At 63.1% G+C, this 19340-nt stretch carries 20 protein-coding genes and 1 pseudogene; 15 read left to right on the top strand and 6 right to left on the bottom strand.

The genetic code is table 11. From position 1 onward, the window contains the following. The first annotated feature begins 132 nt into the window (after positions 1-132). From Q1M07_RS00495 to phaR, 5 genes are all read left to right on the top strand, one after another. A complete protein-coding gene (locus Q1M07_RS00495) occupies positions 133-606 on the top strand; it encodes a YiaA/YiaB family inner membrane protein (RefSeq protein ID WP_300449220.1) in 474 nt (157 codons plus the stop codon). A gap of 25 nt (positions 607-631) precedes the next feature. Next, entirely contained in the window at positions 632-1075 is a 444-nt protein-coding gene (locus Q1M07_RS00490) for a hypothetical protein (RefSeq protein ID WP_300449219.1), read from the top strand. Then, positions 1075-1929: a DUF2145 domain-containing protein gene (locus Q1M07_RS00485; RefSeq protein WP_300449218.1), complete on the top strand. Its 855-nt coding sequence runs from the start codon at positions 1075-1077 to the stop codon at positions 1927-1929. Before Q1M07_RS00490 ends, Q1M07_RS00485 begins: the two co-directional genes overlap by 1 nt. 215 nt (positions 1930-2144) lie before the next feature. Then, positions 2145-2888 (top strand): acetoacetyl-CoA reductase, encoded by a 744-nt coding sequence (gene phbB, locus Q1M07_RS00480; RefSeq protein ID WP_300449243.1) that lies wholly within the window; start codon positions 2145-2147, stop codon positions 2886-2888. 132 nt (positions 2889-3020) lie between these two features. Next, positions 3021-3596: a polyhydroxyalkanoate synthesis repressor PhaR gene (phaR, locus tag Q1M07_RS00475; RefSeq protein ID WP_300449217.1), complete on the top strand. Its 576-nt coding sequence runs from the start codon at positions 3021-3023 to the stop codon at positions 3594-3596. A 123-nt stretch (positions 3597-3719) separates the two neighbouring features. Here the strand turns inward: phaR and Q1M07_RS00470 are convergent, their stop codons facing one another. The 4 genes from Q1M07_RS00470 to Q1M07_RS00455 form a co-directional block, all read right to left on the bottom strand. Continuing rightward, complete coding sequence (locus Q1M07_RS00470) at positions 3720-4925, bottom strand: sodium ion-translocating decarboxylase subunit beta (RefSeq protein ID WP_300449216.1); 1206 nt, start codon at positions 4923-4925, stop codon at positions 3720-3722. 91 nt (positions 4926-5016) lie between these two features. After that, positions 5017-5406 (bottom strand): biotin/lipoyl-containing protein, encoded by a 390-nt coding sequence (locus tag Q1M07_RS00465; RefSeq protein WP_300449215.1) that lies wholly within the window; start codon positions 5404-5406, stop codon positions 5017-5019. Between the two features lie 12 nt (positions 5407-5418). Continuing rightward, positions 5419-5748, bottom strand: coding sequence for a hypothetical protein (locus tag Q1M07_RS00460; RefSeq protein WP_300449214.1), 330 nt, complete (start codon positions 5746-5748; stop codon positions 5419-5421). Between the two features lie 25 nt (positions 5749-5773). Then, the gene (locus Q1M07_RS00455; protein ID WP_300449213.1) at positions 5774-7327 is read right to left on the bottom strand and encodes an acyl-CoA carboxylase subunit beta; all 1554 of its coding nucleotides are present in this window, start codon (positions 7325-7327) and stop codon (positions 5774-5776) included. 1007 nt (positions 7328-8334) lie between these two features. On the opposite strand from Q1M07_RS00455, the gene Q1M07_RS00450 reads away from it, so the two are divergent. The 6 genes from Q1M07_RS00450 (at position 8335) to Q1M07_RS00425 (ending at position 13045) form a co-directional block, all read left to right on the top strand. Further along, positions 8335-9120 carry a class I SAM-dependent methyltransferase gene (locus tag Q1M07_RS00450; RefSeq protein WP_300449212.1) on the top strand — a complete coding sequence of 262 codons (786 nt, stop codon included), beginning with the start codon at positions 8335-8337 and terminating at the stop codon, positions 9118-9120. 190 nt (positions 9121-9310) lie between these two features. Then, positions 9311-9964, top strand: coding sequence for a LysE family transporter (locus Q1M07_RS00445; RefSeq protein WP_300449211.1), 654 nt, complete (start codon positions 9311-9313; stop codon positions 9962-9964). 38 nt (positions 9965-10002) lie between these two features. Continuing rightward, positions 10003-10794, top strand: coding sequence for a transglycosylase SLT domain-containing protein (locus Q1M07_RS00440; RefSeq protein ID WP_300449210.1), 792 nt, complete (start codon positions 10003-10005; stop codon positions 10792-10794). Between the two features lie 340 nt (positions 10795-11134). Next, entirely contained in the window at positions 11135-11353 is a 219-nt protein-coding gene (locus tag Q1M07_RS00435; RefSeq protein WP_300449209.1) for a hypothetical protein, read from the top strand. A gap of 261 nt (positions 11354-11614) precedes the next feature. Next, positions 11615-12895 (top strand): hypothetical protein, encoded by a 1281-nt coding sequence (locus tag Q1M07_RS00430; RefSeq protein ID WP_300449208.1) that lies wholly within the window; start codon positions 11615-11617, stop codon positions 12893-12895. Beyond that, positions 12896-13045 (top strand): hypothetical protein, encoded by a 150-nt coding sequence (locus tag Q1M07_RS00425; protein ID WP_300449207.1) that lies wholly within the window; start codon positions 12896-12898, stop codon positions 13043-13045. It abuts the gene before it with no gap. Positions 13046-13085: 40 nt separating this feature from the next. Here Q1M07_RS00425 and Q1M07_RS00420 read toward each other — a convergent pair. Then, positions 13086-13853, bottom strand: a pseudogene (locus Q1M07_RS00420) (IS630 family transposase); the annotation flags it as partial. 444 nt (positions 13854-14297) lie between these two features. On the opposite strand from Q1M07_RS00420, the gene Q1M07_RS00415 reads away from it, so the two are divergent. The 3 genes from Q1M07_RS00415 (at position 14298) to Q1M07_RS00405 (ending at position 17723) form a co-directional block, all read left to right on the top strand. Then, entirely contained in the window at positions 14298-15119 is an 822-nt protein-coding gene (locus Q1M07_RS00415) for a DUF3313 domain-containing protein (RefSeq protein WP_300449206.1), read from the top strand. A 315-nt stretch (positions 15120-15434) separates the two neighbouring features. After that, on the top strand, positions 15435-16748 hold the full coding sequence (locus tag Q1M07_RS00410) for an NTP/NDP exchange transporter (protein WP_300449205.1): 1314 nt from the start codon (positions 15435-15437) through the stop codon (positions 16746-16748). Positions 16749-16760: 12 nt separating this feature from the next. Beyond that, entirely contained in the window at positions 16761-17723 is a 963-nt protein-coding gene (locus Q1M07_RS00405; protein ID WP_300449204.1) for an aldo/keto reductase, read from the top strand. A 187-nt stretch (positions 17724-17910) separates the two neighbouring features. Here the strand turns inward: Q1M07_RS00405 and Q1M07_RS00400 are convergent, their stop codons facing one another. Next, on the bottom strand, positions 17911-18387 hold the full coding sequence (locus Q1M07_RS00400) for a septal ring lytic transglycosylase RlpA family protein (RefSeq protein WP_300449203.1): 477 nt from the start codon (positions 18385-18387) through the stop codon (positions 17911-17913). A 433-nt stretch (positions 18388-18820) separates the two neighbouring features. Here Q1M07_RS00400 and Q1M07_RS00395 point away from each other — a divergent pair, with 433 nt between their 5' ends. Further along, the gene (locus Q1M07_RS00395) at positions 18821-19339 is read left to right on the top strand and encodes a hypothetical protein (protein ID WP_300449202.1); all 519 of its coding nucleotides are present in this window, start codon (positions 18821-18823) and stop codon (positions 19337-19339) included. The last annotated feature ends 1 nt before the right edge of the window (position 19340 follow it).

Genomic DNA, 19340 nt, shown 5'->3' with positions numbered 1-19340 from the left:
ATGGGGCGCCAAAAGTATCTCCAAACGATACTACAAGTCGCCATCGAGTAGACGCCGCTGCCTTGTCTTGCCCCATCGACGCGCTTTCCCCATGATGCAGCCGTCAAACCTGACGCACATTGGGAGCTCACCATGGAAAACAAGACACGCATCATCCAACGCGACACCGGCGCCTGGCGCCTGCAGGTCTGGATTTCCTTCGCCATCGCCCTGCTGCTCTGCGGCAGCGGCCTGGCTTGGCTACCCGGCGGCGACCTCGATCGCGCCTTCATGATCATGGGTTACTTCTTCTGCCTCTCGTCGGCTTTCGCTCTGGCCAAGTACGTGCGCGACAACGCCGCCAAGACCGCCGACACGCCCATGTGGTCGCTGGTGGTCTGGGGTGGCTTCGTGCTGTCCATGGTGCTCACCGCATGGGGACTGTGGCGCATGGAAATCAACCCGACCTGGAAGGCTTATCTGCTGGTGAGTTGGCTCTACCTGATCTCGTCGGCCTTCACCCTGGCCAAAACGCTGCGCGACGCCTACGAAGCCGATCGTCTCGAGTGCGCCCAGGAGGTGGCGAGCGGCCAGTCGGCCGCCGATTTCGGTGCCGCCAAGCACTGACCCTCACGTCCTCAGGGAGCTCGCCATGACCACCGATCTGTCACGCCGCACTGCCGTGCGCACGCTTTTCGCGCTCGCCCTTGCCCCTGCCGCCGCCCTGTTCGCCGCGCCTGTCCACACACACGGCAGCGAGGCCAGCGCAGCGTCCAGCCTGTTGTTGTCGGTGCCAGTCGCCGCGCTGAGCGTAGCGCCGGCGATGATCCTCAGTGCCGGCGCCACGCTCAGCGTGGTGGCGGTCGATACGCTTGCCGGCGGCACGGTGTGGTTGCTGCGGCGAACTTCCGACGGCGCCACCGCGAGCCTGCGCCTCGGCGCCGAGATCGCGGGAAGCGTCCTGGTGGTCGCGGGCAGTGTGATTTTGGTGACCGCCGTCACCGCCGGTTGGCTGCTGTCGGTAGCCGGCGAAGTAATCTGCCTGGTGCCCAATGCCTTGGGCGAAGCGCTGCTCTACAGCGAGAGGATACGGTGATGAGCTTCCCCAATTTCAGCAGAGCTTGCTTACGCCACGCACTGTGCGCCATGCTCGCCGGCGCGTGCCTAGCGCTGGACACGGGCGCGGCGGCGGCCGGCCAGTTCTGCGAGCCGCGAAAACGCAGTCTGGAGTCCATTCGGCGCGATCTCTCACTGGCCGCCAGCGTGGCCCAGCAACTCGACGAGTTGGCCCGGCGCGGCACCCAGGTGCTGTTGATTGCTCGATCCGGCCAGGATCTGAGCGACTACGGCCTGCGCTATTCACACCTCGGCATCGCCTATCGCGACGAGGCAGCGCTCGACGGACGCGGCGCCTGGCGCGTGGTGCATAAGCTCAACCAATGCGGCACCGATCGCAGCATGCTCTACCGGCAAGGATTGGCCGAGTTCTTCGGCGACGGCCTGCACGCGCACGAGGCCGGCGTGGTCGCGCTCAAGCCCGCAATCGCTGCTCGCATCGTCTACCGGCTCAAGGACGACCGCCTGCTCGGCACCTTGCACGAGCCGCGCTACAACATGCTCGCCTATCCATGGTCCGGACCCTACCAGCAAAGCAACCAGTGGGTAATCGAAACGCTGGCGTTGCTCGTCGAACCGGGTGCAAGCAACCGGGAGGCAGCCCGCAGGTGGCTGCTCGGCCACAACTACCGCCCGACGACATTGCGGATTCCTGCGCTGACGCGCCTCGGCGCGCGCCTATCGGCCGCCCACATCAGCTTCGACGACCATCCGTTCGAGCGCCGCATGGCCGGTCAGATCGATACCGTAACGGTAGACTCGGTGTTCGCCTGGTTCGACCGCGCCGGTCTGGGCGAGGCGCCGCTCCACTTGCGTCGCCGGCCTGACGGATAATTCCCCAACTGGCCACTTCGGCGGGGAAAACGGAGTTTTTGGGCAGACGGGCCCGCTTCCGCCTGTTCATGCGTCAGAGGCGTGGCCAGTACTTTGGCATTGACAGCGCCGATGGTGCAATGCAGAATCAAGGGTCGGGGTCGTCAGCGGATATTGCCATCGTCGCGGTCCGGAGCTGCCAGTCGTTTCAATCGTCAACCAGAAAGGAAAGATCTATGACGCAACGTGTTGCTTTGGTTACCGGTGCTATGGGCGGAATCGGTACCGCCATCTGCCAGGAACTGGCCAAGGCTGGCCACAAGGTGGTTGCCGCCTATCATCCGGAATTCGACAAGCCGGCGGAGTGGACGAAAGCCATGGCCGAAGCCGGTTTCAACGACTTCATTTGTGTTGCCGGCGATGTCTCCGACTATGATTCCTGCGTCAACCTCGTCGCCGAGGCGGAAGCCAAGGCAGGCCCGATCGATATCCTAGTAAATAACGCCGGCATCACCCGCGACAAGATGTTCGCGCGAATGGAACCGGCGCAGTGGAATGCCGTGATCTCGACGAACTTGGGTAGCCTCTTCAACATGACCAAGCAGGTCGCGTCGAAGATGGCCGAGCGCGGCTGGGGCCGGATCATCAACATTTCATCCGTCAATGGCCTCAGGGGTCAAGCTGGTCAGACCAACTATTCGGCAGCCAAAGCCGGTGTGATTGGTTTTACCAAGGCACTTGCCGCTGAACTGGCGGCCAAGAACGTGACCGTCAACGCCATCACGCCCGGCTATGTGGCAACCCAGATGGTGATGGCGATCAAGCCCGAGATCCTGCAGGGCATCATCGATACGGTGCCGATGAAGCGTTTGGCCAAACCCGAAGAGATCGGTGGGGCCTGCGTCTATCTTGCTTCCGAGATCGCCGGTTTCATGACGGGCTCGACGATGAACATCTGCGGTGGTCTGTACTACCAATAGACCTGCCTTTTTCTTTCGCAGCGGTCAGAACAGGCTCCGAGAGGGGCCTGTTTTTTTTGGCTGGAGTATAATTGTGCTGCACCGCACCAACGCGCTCCCGCCGAGTCATCAGCCAATGGAGGAAGGGTTATCATGCCCGAGCAGTTGCGACTGATCAAGAAGTACCCGAACCGCCGTCTTTACGACACCAAGACAAGCGCCTACATTACCTTGAGCGATGTCAAGGATCTGGTGCTGTCGCGCGAGAATTTCAACGTGCTCGACGCCAAGACCGGCGAAGATATCACCCGCGCCATTCTGTTGCAGATCATACTTGAGGAGGAGGCGGCCGGCATCCCGTTGTTTACGACCGACCTGCTCGCCCAGATGATCCGATTCTATGGTCACGCCATGCAGGGGATGCTCGGCAAGTATCTGGAGACCAACATCAAGTCTTTTGTCGATTTCCAGAAAAAGCTGCAGGACCAGTCGCAGCAGCTCTACGGCGAAAACAGCAGCCAAATGCAAAGTGATATGTGGTCGCAGTTCATGAACTTCCAGGGGCCGGCAATGCAGACGATGATGGCCACTTATATGGAACAGAGCAGGAAGATGCTGCACCAGATGCAGGACCAGTTGAAGACCCAGACGCGTACTCTGTTCACCAGCATTCCTCTGCCCGGGTTTCCTGCGGATACGGGCAAACCAACGGGCGACACCGAGAAATAACACTCGTCCGACAGCCCGTGCCGACGCGACTTGCTCGACCAAGCGGGCTGCCGTTACCTCAACCCCGCCGACGAAAAATCCACCTCGACAAGGCGCGCCGACCGGGATTCGGTCACACCGGGACTAGCGCAACAACGCCACATAGGTGGCGGCGATGATCGCCGTCGTAATGACACCACTGATGTTGGCCCCGAGTGCCTGGGGCAGGATGATTGCGCCGGGGTTCGCGTCGGTGGCGATCTTCTGGACTACCTTGGCCGTTGTCGGAACGCAACTGACGCCGGCGACGCCGATCATCGGGTTGTACTTTCCCCCAGTCCAGAAATAAAGGATGTAGCCGCCCAAGATGCCGCCCAGTGCAGAGATGGTCAGCGCCAGCATGCCGAGCAACAGCAGCTTCAAGACCGTCGGGTCGAGCAGCGTGTTGGCTTCGCAGAGAATGCCGAGAGTCAAGCCGAGGAAGAAGGTTGCGGCATAGAGAAACACTTCCCCGAGTAGCTTGGTAAAGGCGTCGATTCCACTCTCGCGTACCGCGACGCCGAGAAACAGCGAGAAGAACAGCGGTGCGGCGACCGGAAAAAGCAGACATAGCAACGTGCAGGCAACGACCGCAAAAGTGAGCTTTTGCGACCGGCTGATCTTCGGTCCGCGGTCCGCCACCATGTTGATGCCACGAATATGCTTGGGTATCAGCCACTTGATCAGGTAGGGATAGGCACCATAGGTGAGGCCAAGATACAGGTAGCCGACGACCGTAATCGGTACGAACAGGTCCTTGGCAAGCACCAGCGAAGTAAATAACACCATTGGCCCATCAGCGCCGCCGATCGTCGCCACTGCCGCCGCTTGTCCCGGATTTAGGCCCAGCCAGACGGCGATCGGAAAAACGGCGATCGTTCCGAGTTCGGCGAACAAGGCGATGAAGATACTCTGGAAAGGACGTGCCATCACGTAACCGACGTCGAGAAGGACGCCGATCCCCATAAAAACCAGACAGGCGATCAGTCCGTTGCTGAAGGTCAGCGTGTAGATCGGTTGCAACCAGTCGATCTGCATGATGTTCATCAGTTCGATCGGATCCGAAATCAACGGATCGACGAACAGCGTTCCCATTTTCCTGCCCTCGAGGAACATCACCCCAGCGTTGACCGACGACATGCCCAGCCCCATCGGGATCATCAGCAAAGGTTCGAGGACGTTCTTGGAGCCCAGATAAATCAGAACAAAGCCGAGCAGCATCAAGAAGATGCGCCCGAACATGATTTTCGGCTCGGAGGCCGCCAGCGTGGCGATCCCCTGGAACAGATCGAGAAAATGAATGCCTTCCATACGCTTTAGTCCTCGCGCCCAGCGAAAGCTATCGCTCGCCGGCGCATCGAATTGCGGGCGGCAGGAGCTCGCTCCTGCTTGTTTGTCCAGCTCAAGCGATGGTCACCAGTGGCTGACCGCCCTCGACGGCATCACCCGGAGCGACCAGCACACGGGTAACTTGCCCGGCGCGAGTTGCCATCACCGGAGTCTTCATTTTCATGGCTTCGAGAACAAGAAGACGGTCGCCGACGGCTACCGTCTGACCGACCTTAACGTCGACCTCGACCACGACGCCACCCATTCCCGCAACCGCGTCACCAGCCTCGGCAGCCCGCGGCGCCGCGGCAGCCGCCGGCGCCGCGCTGGTGGCGCTGCCGGCCGCCGCCGCGACGGGAAGCGGAGCGGCGGGGACGGATTGCGCCGCTTGTCCGGCGGTGAGTTCCAGAACGCTGACCTCGTACTCGCGTCCGTTGACGGTAACCTTGAATTGTCTGGGCATGTCTTACTCCTGTTATCTGGGGCCTCGGCCCGCAGGCCCCGGCGTATGGGAATGCTGGGCGGCGCGCGCGCCGGCTGCCCAGCCATGACTGGTTGGCGCGATGTGCAGTATGCGGTGCGGTCCCATGGCGACAAATATCGCCGCCGACAGCGCGGCAACGTCTTCATCGGGAACGCCGAGTCCGATTGGGCATACGGTGCCGATCGGAATGTCGAGCGGCTTGATCTTCTCCATCCTCCCAGTGATCGAAACCATCAGCTTGATCAATACGGCGACGAGCACCGAGATGACGATGGAAATGCCGTAGACCTGTAACGCGGTCAAGATGGCGTCAGTTGCCATGGGGGTATCTTCCTTCCGTAGCCGGTTACATGGGGATATTGCCGTGTTTCTTGGCCGGCCGGAGCTCGCGCTTGTCAAGGATCTTGCGCAAGGCGAGAGCCACCATCCAGCGCGTGTCCTGCGGCTCGATGACATCGGTGATGTAGAAATTGCTCGCCGAGACGTAAGGCGAGGCAAACTCGTCGCGGTATTCCTGCGCCAGTTCCGCCGCCTTGGCCTGGCGATCCTCGGCCTGGTCCAGTTCTTTGCGATAGAGGATTTTGACCGCGGCTTCGGCACCCATGACCGCGATCTCGGCCGTAGGCCAAGCGTAAACCATGTCGGCGCCCATTTCCTGGCTGCACATGGCGAGGTAGGAGCCGCCGTAAGCCTTGCGCAGGATAACCGTAATTTTCGGCGCGGTGCACGAACCGTAGGCCGAAAGCATCTTCGCTCCATGACGAATGATTCCTCCGCGCTCCTGCTCCACACCTGGCAGAAAACCCGGAACGTCGACCAGGGTCACCACCGGCACGTTGAAAATATTGCAGGTCCGCACGAAACGAGCGACCTTGTCCGCCGCATTGAGGTCGAGTGCGCCAGCCATCACCATCGGCTGGTTGGCGACGATGCCGACAATGACCCCGCTAATGCGGGCAAAACCGACGATCACGTTGCGGGCGAAGCCAGCATGCACCTCAAGAAGCTCCCCCCGGTCAACGAGCCGGCGAATCACCGCATACATATCAAGCGGCGCGGAAGGGCTGTCCGGAATGCAGTCGTTGATATCGGGATCTTCCAATTCCTCGATTGGTACGGACAGATCGTGTGGAGGGTCCTCGGTATTGTTGGCTGGCAGATAAGACAGCAGCGACTTGACCAGTGCGATGGCATGCGCGTCGTCTTCGGCGACGAAGTGCGCGTTGCCGCTGACTGTCGAATGCATTTCGGCACCGCCAACCTCGGCCATCGTCGTTGCGCGGCCGGTAACGGCCTTGATCACCTCCGGTCCGGTAAGGAACATGTGCGCGTTGTGGCGCGTCATGATCACGAAATCCATCAGCGCAGGCGAGTAGGCAGCACCGCCGGCGCAGGGACCGCATATCACCGCGATCTGCGGCACGACTCCGGAGAGCAGCACGTTGGTGTAGAAAACGTCGCCATAGCCCGATAGCGCATCGACGCCTTCCTGTATTCTTGCGCCGCCGGAATCCTTGAAAGCCACGACAGGCACGCCGATTTTCAGGGCATGGCGCATGATCCGGGTGATCTTCCGGGCCTGCATCTTGCCCAGAGTGCCTGCCACGACGCTAAAGTCCTGGCTGAACGCGGCGACCTGCATGTTCCCGACATAGCCGTTACCGGCGATCACGCCGTCGGCCGGGAGGACCCGCCCGGCCATGCCAAAGGAGATCGCGGCGTGCGCGGCATGGAGACCGAGTTCCTGAAAAGTGCCCTCTTCAAAGAGGGTATCGAGCCGTTCGCGAGCCGACAACAGGCCCTTGGCGTGCAGTGCTTCCAGTTTTTCAGGACTGACGTTATCGGTCAGTTTGGCACGTCGAGCGCGCAGTTTTTCTATCAACTCCGGTCGTATCGTCATCTGGATTCCTAAATAGGGCTAAGTTGGAACTGATTTTCATTCTTGTAGCAGCGGGTCGCAGGCGACCTTCCGGCAGCGTAGTATCCATATTTTCGAGCGTGTTGGCTAGTGCTGGTGGAATCGGGGTAAGAGCGTCCGGTGGTCAATACTCGAACAATCCGCTGATCAAGAGCCCTCCCTGAGTTCGACGGTAGGCGTCTTTGCGGCAGTGGAGCGAGGCGGCGTGGCGAACGCTGTGGATACCGACTTGTGTCGGCCGGCGAGGCGAACTAGTTTCGGACCGTTGCTAGGCAGCGGGAGCGCCCGAGAAGACACTGGCGTTCCACCTGAAGGGCGATGTGCCTGAGGCGGGAAAGCGCGAACTTCTCTTCAGGCGGCCGAGTGAGCAGTGGCGCAGTCGGCTTCCGCCTGCGGGCATGTGTCAATCCATAAAAAACGAGCAGGGCGAGGTGATACCCCACTCATTTCACCCAAGGGCGTGGGTCAGCGACGGTGAAACGCTGTCGGCCAACCGCTGGCGTCTGCTGGGACGATCGGAAGTCGGTTAGATGAAACTCAAGTTCGGCTTGTCCAATGCCACGCCCAGCGCTTTCCTGCGCCACCTGCTTTTCTGCCGCAGCTTGTGGCGATCAGCGTTCGCCCACCAAGATCGTTACCGGCCAGGACCTCGCGCCATCCACCATCGACGGCGGCGCTAAGCCATGGAATTCGCCTGATGTGATCCGGTAAAGCAAAGCCCGACACTTTCTCGCGGTCGACGGGCACGACCCGCAAGCTCGGATACAATGCAGACGCTTGGTGGATGCTGCGCGGCGATCGTCTGCGGGCGGCGCGCCGGCACTCAACCGAGAAGGTGAACCAAATCTGGCAAGCGTTTCGGGTTACAGTCACATCAAGGACGGTCATGTCGACAGAGAGATCAAACGAACGGCATCGACGCCTCGGCGGCGCGCAGAGCGCCGGGCGCTTCGGCGATTGCTGGCGTAGCCACGCGGTGCCCGCCCGTCATGCCGTCTGACGCTAGGCCTCGTACTCGCGATCACGACAACGCGGCCGTGGTACAGGCACCGCACCCCCCGCTGACCGAATACTACGCGGGCGAATCCCGCCGCCGCGACTGGCTACGCACGGTCTTCGACAACTCCGCGATCGATTACGATCGCGTCGAGCGTCTGCTGGCGCTCGGCAGTGGCTCCTGGTATCGGCGGCGCGCCCTGCTGCGCGCCGGACTGGCACCGGGCATGCGCGTCATCGATGTCGGAGTCGGCACGGGACTGGTCGCCTACCAAGCAGCGCGCATCGTTGGCGCGGCGTCGCTCGTCACCGGCGTCGACCCGAGCCCCGGAATGCTCGGCCGTGCTCGCCTACCGGCTGGCGTCAGGCTAATCGAGGGACGAGCGGAGGCGCTGCCGCTGCCGGATGCTTGTGCCGACTTCCTCAGCATGGGCTACGCGCTGCGCCACGTGGGCGACCTGGCGGCCGCCTTCGACGAGTTCCGACGCGTACTCAAGCCGGGAGGAATCGTCTGCCTGCTCGAGATTACGCGCCCGGCGACACGCTGGGGGCAACGACTCCTGAAGAGCTACATGCGTGGCGTGGTGCCAGCGTTAGCCTGGTGCGTGGCCCGTCACGCCGATACGCCACGGCTCATGCGTTACTACTGGGACACCGTCGAGCACTGCGTACCACCGGAACGGGTAATTTGCGCTCTCGAGCGGGCAGGCTTTGCGGACGCACGGCGGCATGTTGAAGCGGCGATCTTCTCGGAGTACCTCGCGCACCGCTCTGCCTAACGGTCGGCTCGCGGCCGCCAGCAGACCCCCAAAGACGCCGTCACGGCAGACGGCAGTGAGAACCTTCCGGGCTTTGGCGTTGTTGTGCTCCACGAGTCTTCGGCTGGCACCTCTGGCAGCGAGAACAGGGAAGGCAATCCACCGTTTTGGTTAAACTTCGGCATTGTCTGGCGCGCCCTGCGCTGCCAGAATGCGCCATTTGACAACCGCTTACCGAGGGCTTGCCGTGGATGTCGTCCTCTTTCTCAAGGCACAACTGATCGGCCTCTCGATTGCCGCGCCGGTCGGGCCAATCGGACTGCTCTGCATTCAGCGCACGCTGGATCATGGCGCGCGCATCGGTTTCCTCAGCGGCCTCGGCGCGGCGACTGCCGATGGGGTCTATGGCGCTATCGGCGCTTTCGGTTTGGCGGCGGTCACCCGTTTTTTCGTCACGCTGGCCGCTCCGCTCGCCCTTTGCGGCGCCGCTTTTCTCGTCTGGATGGGTTGCCGCATGCTGCGTACGGTGCCGACCAGCGAACTGGCCAGCGTCCCCGACATCGGTGGTAACTGGTCTGCCTTCGCTTCGGTCTTCGCCTTGACATTGACCAACCCGGCAACCATCGTTTCCTTCATCGCCGTCTTTGCCACGCTTGGCGGCGATGCGGCGACCACGACGTCGGCGGCGCTTGTCATGGTGTGCGGCGTCCTGTCGGGGTCGGCGCTCTGGTGGCTGGTCCTGGCGCTCGGCGTAGCCGGCGTGCGCCACCGCATCGGGCCGCGTCTCAGGCTGGCCATCAACCGCTGCTCCGGCCTGTTCCTGCTCGGCTTTGCCGCATGGCAACTGGCGACAGTCTTCCGTTGAACGTGAGGAGGTGGTCGCACTAAGGTAAAATCACGTGGATGAAAATCGCTCGTTGCTTCTTCTGGCTCATCTTCTGCCTCTCGCCGCTGGTCACCCAGGCCGAGACTTACGGCTTCGTCGATGAGAAGGGCGTCGTCCACCTCGCCAAGGAGAAGCTCGACGAACGCTACGAGTTGTACTTCCGGGGAGAAACCACACGTGAGTTCAAGCTGTCGTCGGAACTCAAGTTCGTGCCGGTTCCGGCCACTGGCCGCGTCGAAGATCACGTCATCGCCAAGCGCCTGCAAGCCATTCCCAACGTCCGTAAGTTCGACGCCCTGGTACTCAAGGAAGCCGAGCGCCAGAAGCTCGAGCCGGCGCTGGTAAAGGCGGTGATTGCCGTGGAGTCGGCGTACGACCCGGCAGCCGTATCGCCCAAGGGTGCCACCGGCCTGATGCAGCTGATCCCCGACACGGCCCAGCGTTACGGCGTGCGCCAGATCGAAGACCCGCAGGAAAACGTACGGGGAGGCACGCGCTATCTGCGCTATCTGCTCGACATGTTCGATGGCAACCTGCTACTCGCGCTGGCCGGATACAACGCCGGCGAGGGCGCCGTGCAGCGCTACCGGAATACGGTGCCACCGTTCCCGGAAACTCAGGCCTATGTGAAGCTGGTGATGCAGTTTTACGATTACTTCGGGGGTGGCGTGAAAAAAGTGGCGCAGATCCGGGACGGCCGCGTTCGTCTCGCGCTGCCTCCGCGGCGGGGCAATCTGCCAGCAGCGGCCGCTCTTCTGCCGGGCGCCTCTTCTCCGGTCGCGGAGACCGGCGGCGAAGAACCGCGCTAACCAGAATTGACGGCCACCCGCCTGCGCGACGGGACGACATGGTGTACGTCAGCGCGGCGCGGATTCGGCGCCTGGTGATGATCGCGCGTGACCGGCGCGCCGCCTTCTTCGGCAAGCAGTCGAGCTTTATTTTCGAGGAGACGAAGAATGAACCCTGAAGGGTCAGGCGAGACTATTCAAACGTCAAGCTGCGCTTCCTACTAGCCTTCGCCATTGGCGCTCTGCTGCCGGCCGTGCCCGCCCTGGCGACCAGCCTGAGCAGCCAGGTGCTGGGGACCGGTGCGCCGATCGCCGTTCCACCGTTACCCTGTGGGCAGCCAGCAGCGGCGTGGCTAAGCAATTGGCGCAAACCCGGAGCGGCGCCGACGGGCATTTCGCGGTCAACGCTCCCGGCGCGGTCGACAAAGACACCAGCCTCTATCTTGTCGCCAAGGGCAGGCGTTCGGCGGCCGACAACTCGCCCGGTGACAACCCGGCAATCGCACTGCTGACGGTCGTCGGCAGTCATCCGCCGGCCAGAGTGACGATCAACGAGTTCACGACGATCGCCTCGGTGTGAACCCACAACCAGTTCATCGAGGGTGCGGCGATCCAGGGCCCACCGCTCGCGCTGCACATCGCCGCGAGCCACGTCCCCAGCTTTGTCGATCTGGCGACCGGCGGCTACGGGAACGTCATCGGTGACGCGCTCAACAGCGCGTAGACACCGACCCTGGCCAACTTCGCGACGCTGGCCAACGTGCTGGCCGGTTGCGTTGCGCGCGTCAAGCCCGAAGCGTGACGCAGCGTTTTCGCCGCTGCCCGGGGCCTGGCCGGAAACGTGCCATCGGACACGCTGACGGCAACCGAGGCCATCGCTCGCTACCCGTCGTACCAGCCGGAGCGGATGTTCGCACTACTTGACGTTTTCTATCCGACGCCCTCCTTACGCCTGCGGCCGACGCCCTACATGCCCTACCTGAGCTTCGCACCGAGTGCCTGGGTACTGCCGCTGAGATATTCTGGCGGCGGCTACAGCGGCGGTGGCAAGTTGATGTTCGACAGCCAGGGCAATGCCTGGGTGGCCAACAACTTCATCGTCGGCGCACAGAATCAGGATCAGTTCTGGTCCGGCTCGCTGTCCAAGTTCGCACCCGACGGCCGGCCGCTGTCACCGGCGATCGTGGGATTTACCGGCGGCGGCCTGTTGGGCCCCGGCTTTGGCTTGACGCTCGATGCCCATGACAATGTCCGGGCTACCGGTACAAGTTCCAACGCGATCGCCAAATTCGACAATGCGGGCCGTCCGCTGTCGCCACCCCAGGGCTACAACGTCAATGGTCAGCTCAACAAGATGCAGGGCATCGTCGGCACGACGAGCGGCGACATCTGGGCCGTCGAGACGGTGAAACCCCAACTCGTTCACCTGCCGCAGGGAGATCCGGCGAGAGCGCAACTCCTCTGCCAAAACAAGTCGGGCGATCCTCTGAAGAACCCGTGCAAGCTGCTGACGCCTTTCGCGCTGGCCCTCGACCAGAGCAACCACCTTTGGCTTACGAACCTTCTCGGTTCGCATATGACGCGAATTTCAGCCACCGATCCGGGCAAGGTGGACACCTTCAAGACTGGCTACTCGGGTAGCGGACTGGCCGTGGACAGCCAGGGCAACATCTGGATCGCCAACAGGCTCGGCAGTTCGCCGCGCGGCGCCTGGAAGCAAGCGGAAATGGCTCTCGCCTTCAAGCTCAATGTCGACCATGACCCCGACGCCCTGGCGCGAGTCAACCGGCTACTGGTCGATGCGATGGTCGCTCAGAAACCCGGCTACGAAGGCGGCAGCTTGACCGTGCTGCGCGCCGACGGCAGTGAGGCCAGTTTCTCGCCAATCTACGGCAAAGGGATCGCCGCTCCATGGGCGGTGTCGGTCGACGGCAACGACAACATCTGGGTCAGTAATCTGACAAGCGCCGCGACCGGGCTCGTTCCCCTGTGCGGCATGCGCAGCGAGAACTGTCCGCCCGGCATGAAGAGCGGCGATGCTATCTCGCCACCCGGCGGTTATGTCGGCGGCGGCATGCAGTTGCTGGCCGACGTCGGCATTGGGCCGGCCGGCGATGTCTGAGTGACCAACAACAGGCAGTATTACCCAGCGGCGCTCGGCAAGGTCGAGGAGGCACTGCAAACGCTCGGCGCGGGCCAGGGAGTCGTCGTCTTCCATGGCATGGCGAAGCCGGTCAAGGTGCCCATGGTCGGACCGGTGCGCACGCCGTAGTAGCGCCCCTCCCGGACGGGCCGTCGGCCAAGCCGGCCCGAATCGGATGCCCATCGACAACCAGGATGACCGGACGCGCTGTGCGAATCAGCAAACGCTTGAGGAATTCCTTGAATACCTCCGCATTGACCGAGCCATCGTGCCACATGAAACGGAAGTCGCCACGGGGGCTGACCGCCGAAATCATGTTCAGCGAAAAGCGACCTTCGCTCACTTCCACCTCAGCGGTCTCGCCTACCGGCGCCCAGGTCGTACCCGAGTGGTAGTCGGAACGGATGCCCGATTCATCGGCAAAGTAGATCGTCGCCCCGGCGGGTTTCGCTTCGGCACGAATCGCCGGGGAGATATCCGCTTCTCGGGCCTGTACCAACGCCGCGTCCTGCGGCCATGCCTGTTGGAACGGCTTCCGCGTCGAGAAACCCAACAACTTCATGATCCGGCCGACCGAGGCCAGCGAGAGCTTCTTGCCGAATTCTCGCTCGATCAGCGCCGCAATCAGCGACGGCGTCCAAAGGCCAACTTTGAACTGGAGCGGCGTTTGGTCTTTCACCGCCTGGGCCAGCCAGCGCATTTCCTCCGCACTCACCTTCGGCGGGCGCCCCGGAATCAGCTTGGCCAGCAGCGCGTTCGGTCCGCCGTTGGCAAAATCCGCCAACCAGCGGAAGAAGCTGCGCACATTGACAGCGTAGGCCGCCGCAACACTGTTCACGTCCTGACCTTCACGAATGGCCTTGATCGCTTGTTGCCGCATCACCGCCAACGCCGCTCGGCCATGCTTACGGCCGTCGCTGGCCCTCTTGCATTTCATCCGCATGTTCTCTCATGCTTATGACATCGCTATCTGAAAAGCTGGCAAACTACGAGGTACGGGTAACCAGCGCCTGGCTGCTGGCAGTCGTGTGAACGACGCGGTCACCGACTCGGGGGTCAGAGAGCGGCCCAACGGCCAGCTCGTAGCGGCGCGTCAACCGGACGACAACGATCCGCCGATCAGGAGTGGTGCGAGCGTTCTATGGCCTGCGGCCGACGTGCTATGATCGTCGCGTCTCAATTTTGTTGTCGGGCTGGCTCATGCGAGCCACTGTCGTCATCTTCCAGAAACTGCGCGCCAGCTCGCAATATTGTGCTCCGATCGGCGAATCGCCCGGGAGAACCACGTCCTGCTCGGCTGATCGTATCGGGAGCCGTCCGGGCACAGCACGACGCAACGGGACGATCAACCTTGCTCACCTTAGCTCTTACAGGAAAACTGATGAAAACGACTCCAGATCTCGGACGACTGCCTGTCGCGTGCCTGGCGCGGACGGTCGCCGTGACAGCTTGCACTTTCCTCGTCGGCTGCGCCGCCGACAGCACCCTATTGGGCAGCGGAACGAACGTAACCGCGTCCGACAAGGCGCGCCTGACGCGGAGTGGATTCCTCTCGGATTACACGCGCCTCCAGGCGACGCCATGGGGAGACGGCATTGAGTGCTGGCGCGACCCGGCACTCGACGTCGCGAGGTATGACAAAGCGCTGGTATCGCGCATCTTCGTCTCGCTTGCGCCGCCAGGTGACAGCAAGTCCAGCACCACCGTCGATCCCAACGACCTCAAGACTCTCACCGACTACTTCCACCAATCGCTGGTCAAGGCACTGCAGCCTCAGCTGCCGGTGGTGGAACAGGCCGGGCCCGGAGTGCTGGTCCTGCGCGTCGCCCTTACCGACCTGGTACCGACAGCGGTCGGCAACAGCTTGGCCGGCACCCTTGTTCCCTATGCTTTCGTTGCCGAAGCCGGCTCGGGTGTGGCCACCGGCCGGCCAGCCGGATCGACGCCCTACCTGGGTGAAACCGGGATGGAAATGCAGTTTCGCGACGGCGAATCGGGCAACGTGCTGGCCGAGTGCCGGGACACCCAGATTGGCCGCAAGTACGCCGCGGACGTCGATTCGGGTGCCGTCGGCGCCGCGCAAACCTGGGCTAACGGTTACTTGAGCTCCTTCCAAGCCTGGACCTACGCCAAGCACGCTTTCGACAAGTGGTCGGTACTCGTTGCGCAACGCCTGGCCAAACTGCGTGGTTCCCAGCCGTAGCGGGCTTGCACGGAGCGCGAGTCCCCATCGACCCGCTTCGACCCGGCGAACGATCCGCCCAGCATGGTCGCCAATGCTCTGGCGGCCGCGGCACCACTTGGGTACAGCGCTACGCTGCGGCCGTCGCTGCCGACTCGTCGGCGCGGCCGCCTTTCGGCTCTGCCGATGCGCGCCTTCGGCCGCACGAGCAGAGCGACCCATGCCCGGTTTCCCCGCACTTCGACCGCCTCTCGCGCCACCCGGGATAGCGGCCAACCCCGGCGATTTGGTCGCTGACTCGGTCGTCGTTCCGGAAGCCGCCGCGGGCGGCCGGCGGTGACGGCACCGGCGGCCTGGGCCGCGCGCTGGACGCGCCTGATCGATTGTCGGCCCGGCGAGGGACGAGCCTTGTTCTGGTCCTTTGCCGGTTTTTTCCTGCTCTTGGCCGGCTATTACGTGCTGCGACCGGTACGCGAGGAGATGGGCGTGCAGATCGGGCCGGACCGGCTGCCATGGGCATTTACTTTGACTTTGGCCGGTATGCTGGCGATCGTCCCGCTTTACGGCTGGGCCTCGTCTCGCCTAACCCGGCGGCGGCTGCTGGTCACGGCGTTTGCCGCGACAGCCTTGGTGCTCGCCGGCTTCCAGACGTGGATCGCCCGCGGCGCGTCGCCGATGGCGGCTCTCGCACTCTTCGTCTGGATCAGCGTTTTCAATCTGATCATCGTCTCGCTGTTCTGGGCCGTGATGGCCGACAGCTTCACGCACTCGCAAGCGCGGCGACTGTTCGGCATGATCGCGGCCGGAGGCAGCAGTGGCGCGCTGGCCGGCCCGACGATCAGCGCCCTCTCGGTGCACGCTGTCGGCGTGCATGGGCTGCTGCTGGTCTCGGTCGCCTTGATGCTGTTGTCGCTACTCTGCATCCTGCGGGTGTCTGATCGCCATGCGGCACCCGAGGTGGGTCAGCCGCTCGGCGGCAGTGTCTTCGCCGGGCTGGTCGAGATAGTGCTTTCTCCTTACCTGGCGATGATCGCGCTGGCGATCATCGTGCAGGGCGTCGTCGCTACGTTTGTCTACTTTGAGCAGGCGCGCTTGGTTAAGGCAGCCGCGCTGAGCGCCGAGACGCGTGCCCAACTCTTCGCGCTCATCGATCTGGCAGTCAACCTCGTAGCACTGGGGTTGCAGGCAATGGTCGCCGGCCGCCTGATGCAGCGACTGGGCATCGGCCTGACATTGGCCACCGTGCCGCTCTTGCTGTTCGTGCCGCTGGCGGTGCTGGCGGCCGTCCCGGTGCTGACTGCGCTGCTCGTCATCCAGGTCATTTCGCGCGCTGGCGGCCATGGCCTGTTGCGCCCGGCACGCGAGGCACTTTTTACGGCCGTGGCACGCGAACCGCGCTATAAGGCCAAGAACGTCCTCGACACCGTGGTGTCGCGAGCGGGCGATGCCTTCGGCGGCTGGTTGCACGCGGCGGCCGGTCTGGGCACGTCGGGCGTCGCGCTGGCGGCGATACCCGGCACGCTGCTGCTCGCTTGGCTGGGCCTGCAACTTGGCCGTCGTTACCAGCGGCAGGTCGGCGAAACCTCGTCGCCCAGCACTGCTCAGAGCACGGGGGGTAGAGCAAGCGTGGCAACGCAGGCGCCGAAGTGAAAAGAGAAGACAATGGAGATTGGTGACAGCCGGACCGTCGACGACGGTCGGCGCCGGGTACTAAAGACGCTGGCTAACGGCGGGATGGCACTGGCCAGTGGCGCGCTTCACGCATCCAAGCCCCTCGGCGAAACGGCAGCGAGCTCTGACACCGGCATGCTCAGACGGCCAGTTCCGAGCTCGGGCGACTCGATCGCGGCGGTCGGCCTGGGCACCTACGAGAGTTTCGACGTCGTCGATGCGGCCAGTTCTGCACTGGAAGCGGTGCTGGCGCGCTTCGTGGCACTCGGTGGAGAGTTGGTGGACAGCTCGCCGATGTACGGCCATTCCGAAGCGGTGATCGGTGAACTGGCGGCAAGGCTCGGTGTGCGCAATCGCCTGTTCCTGGCCACCAAGGTGTGGACCCGCGGGCACGCTGAAGGTGTTCGACAGATGGAAACCTCGTTCAGCCGGTTGCGGACGATGCGTCTGGAGCTCATGCAGGTTCACAACCTGGTCGACTGGCGGGTGCATCTGCCGACCCTGCGCGAATGGCGGAATCAGGGACGGATTCGCCATGTCGGCGTAACGCATTATCACGCCAGCGCCTACCGCGAGGTCGAGGCCGTGCTGCGGGCCGAAAAACCGGATTTCCTTCAGATCAACTACAGCATGGCCGAACGCGAAGCAGAAGCCCGGCTGCTGCCTCTGGCCCAGGACCTAGGTATCGCTGTGATCGTCAACCGCCCCTTCGCCAAAGCCTCGCTGTTCTCGCAGGTGCGCGGCCAGCCGCTGCCCGCCTGGGCGGCGGAGTTCGATTGCGCAAGCTGGGCGCAGTTCTTCCTCAAGTTCATCCTCGCCCAGCCGGCCGTAAGCTGCGTCATTCCGGCGACCAGCAAGCAGCCGCATCTGGAGGATAATCTGGCGGCAGGCCGTGGCCGCTTGCCCGATGCTCGGCAACGGGCAAGAATGGTTGAAACGCTGGCACGGACTTGAGCACCGGCCAGTAAAAGCCGCAGCCGAATCCAGGCACAGCGGCCTGCCGCATCAATTCTCGGCCGGGACCAAGCCGCCCAGCCCGGATCCAATAAGCAATGGGCGCGCCAAGCGTTCCGGCCGGTCGCCAAGCGACCGGGGCTTCGACCCTCCGCCATACACCGGTATCGCTAGCGAACGCCTCCGGCTACGGGTCGGTGTGCAGGTAGGGCGGCGGCGCGAAGGCGAGCGCACAGGCATGCTCGTGGCCAACCAGATACTTGGGCAAAGGAGTGACTTCGACATCGGTAACGCCAGCGTCAATCATGCCCAGGCGTACGGCGGCCTCGCGCGACAGGTCAATCACGCGGCTCCGATGGCCCATCCGATCGTTGATTCTGACGACGATACAGCGTGCCGAAAGAACGCGGCGTACGGCCACCGTGGTCCCGAGAGGAAAACGACTGCTTGCTGCCGAAATCGTCTGATGATCATAGCGCTCGCCGGAGGCGGTCTTGCGTCCGTGAAAGGATGAACTATAAAAGCTCGCTCGTCCCGAGACGATGGGCGGTGGCTCCGGCGCCATACGCGACACCCCCAGGCCGAGAGGGTGCTCGCCGACAGCCGGTTCGCCAACGACGGTGCCGCACAGGAGCGAAATCAACAGCACGAGAAAGATCTTCACAGAACTGGACTCGTCAAGGTGGCCACCAGGGCGAGACACCCTGGTCCTGCGGTGCAATGGTCAACATGGGTGTCTCGTTAGTTGTGGCGTACTGCGATCCCGACACCCGGCAAACCAACGAGCCCCACGGCGGCAACCGAGTAAGGCGGACATGGGCGACAATCGGGACCGGCGCTAAGCACGGCTCAGACGCTGACCGGCGGCTTAGAGGAGAAGGCGGCGCAGCACCACCGGCTGGCGCACGCTGGCCAAGAGAGTGTCGACGATTCCGGTGCTTGCTGAAACGTCGCGCATGGCATGTTGACGATACCTCCGTCGCCGTTGAGATTGATCAATACTTTGTAGCCGCATAAGCATATCCTGCCAAGCACCGGTCGTACAAGCCTTCGCCGGCCGGGCCGGCCGCCAGAAGGCCAGGAAAGCTGCTACAGACATGAAAACTCACGTCCTTCCCGACTGGTTACGCCAGCTACTGATGCGCAGCGTCGCGCATCGCTACTATAGCCTCGTCGTCACGGCGATCGCTTTTGGCGCCACGATCACCTTCAGCTTCCCCTTCGTCGCCGTGTTGGTCCCGGCGGTTCTGCTTTCTCCACGGCGCTGGCGCACGCTTGGCCTGCTCAGCGGGATTGCTAGCGGCTGCGGCGCCGCGGTACTGGTCGAGATCTTCCAGTACCTCGGCTACGAGTTCGTCTTTGCCCATTACCCATCACTCGTACAGACCGAAGCCTGGCGGTTGACCAGCGAATGGCTGCAACGCTGGGGCCTGCTGGCCATCCTGATCATTGCCGGCTCGCCCATGCCGCAGACCCCGGCGCTGCTCTTCTGCGCTTTGGCCAACGTATCGACGCCCGGCATCCTGGTCGCCGTCGGAATCGGCAAGACGGTCAAATACCTGTTTCTGGCCTGGGCGACGGCGCGCTACCCGGCGCGCTTCATTCGCTACAACTGAA

The organism is Accumulibacter sp. (assembly GCF_029255285.1).
Classification (GTDB): domain Bacteria; phylum Pseudomonadota; class Gammaproteobacteria; order Burkholderiales; family Rhodocyclaceae; genus Accumulibacter.
This window is presented reverse-complemented; position numbering and strand designations above follow the sequence as displayed.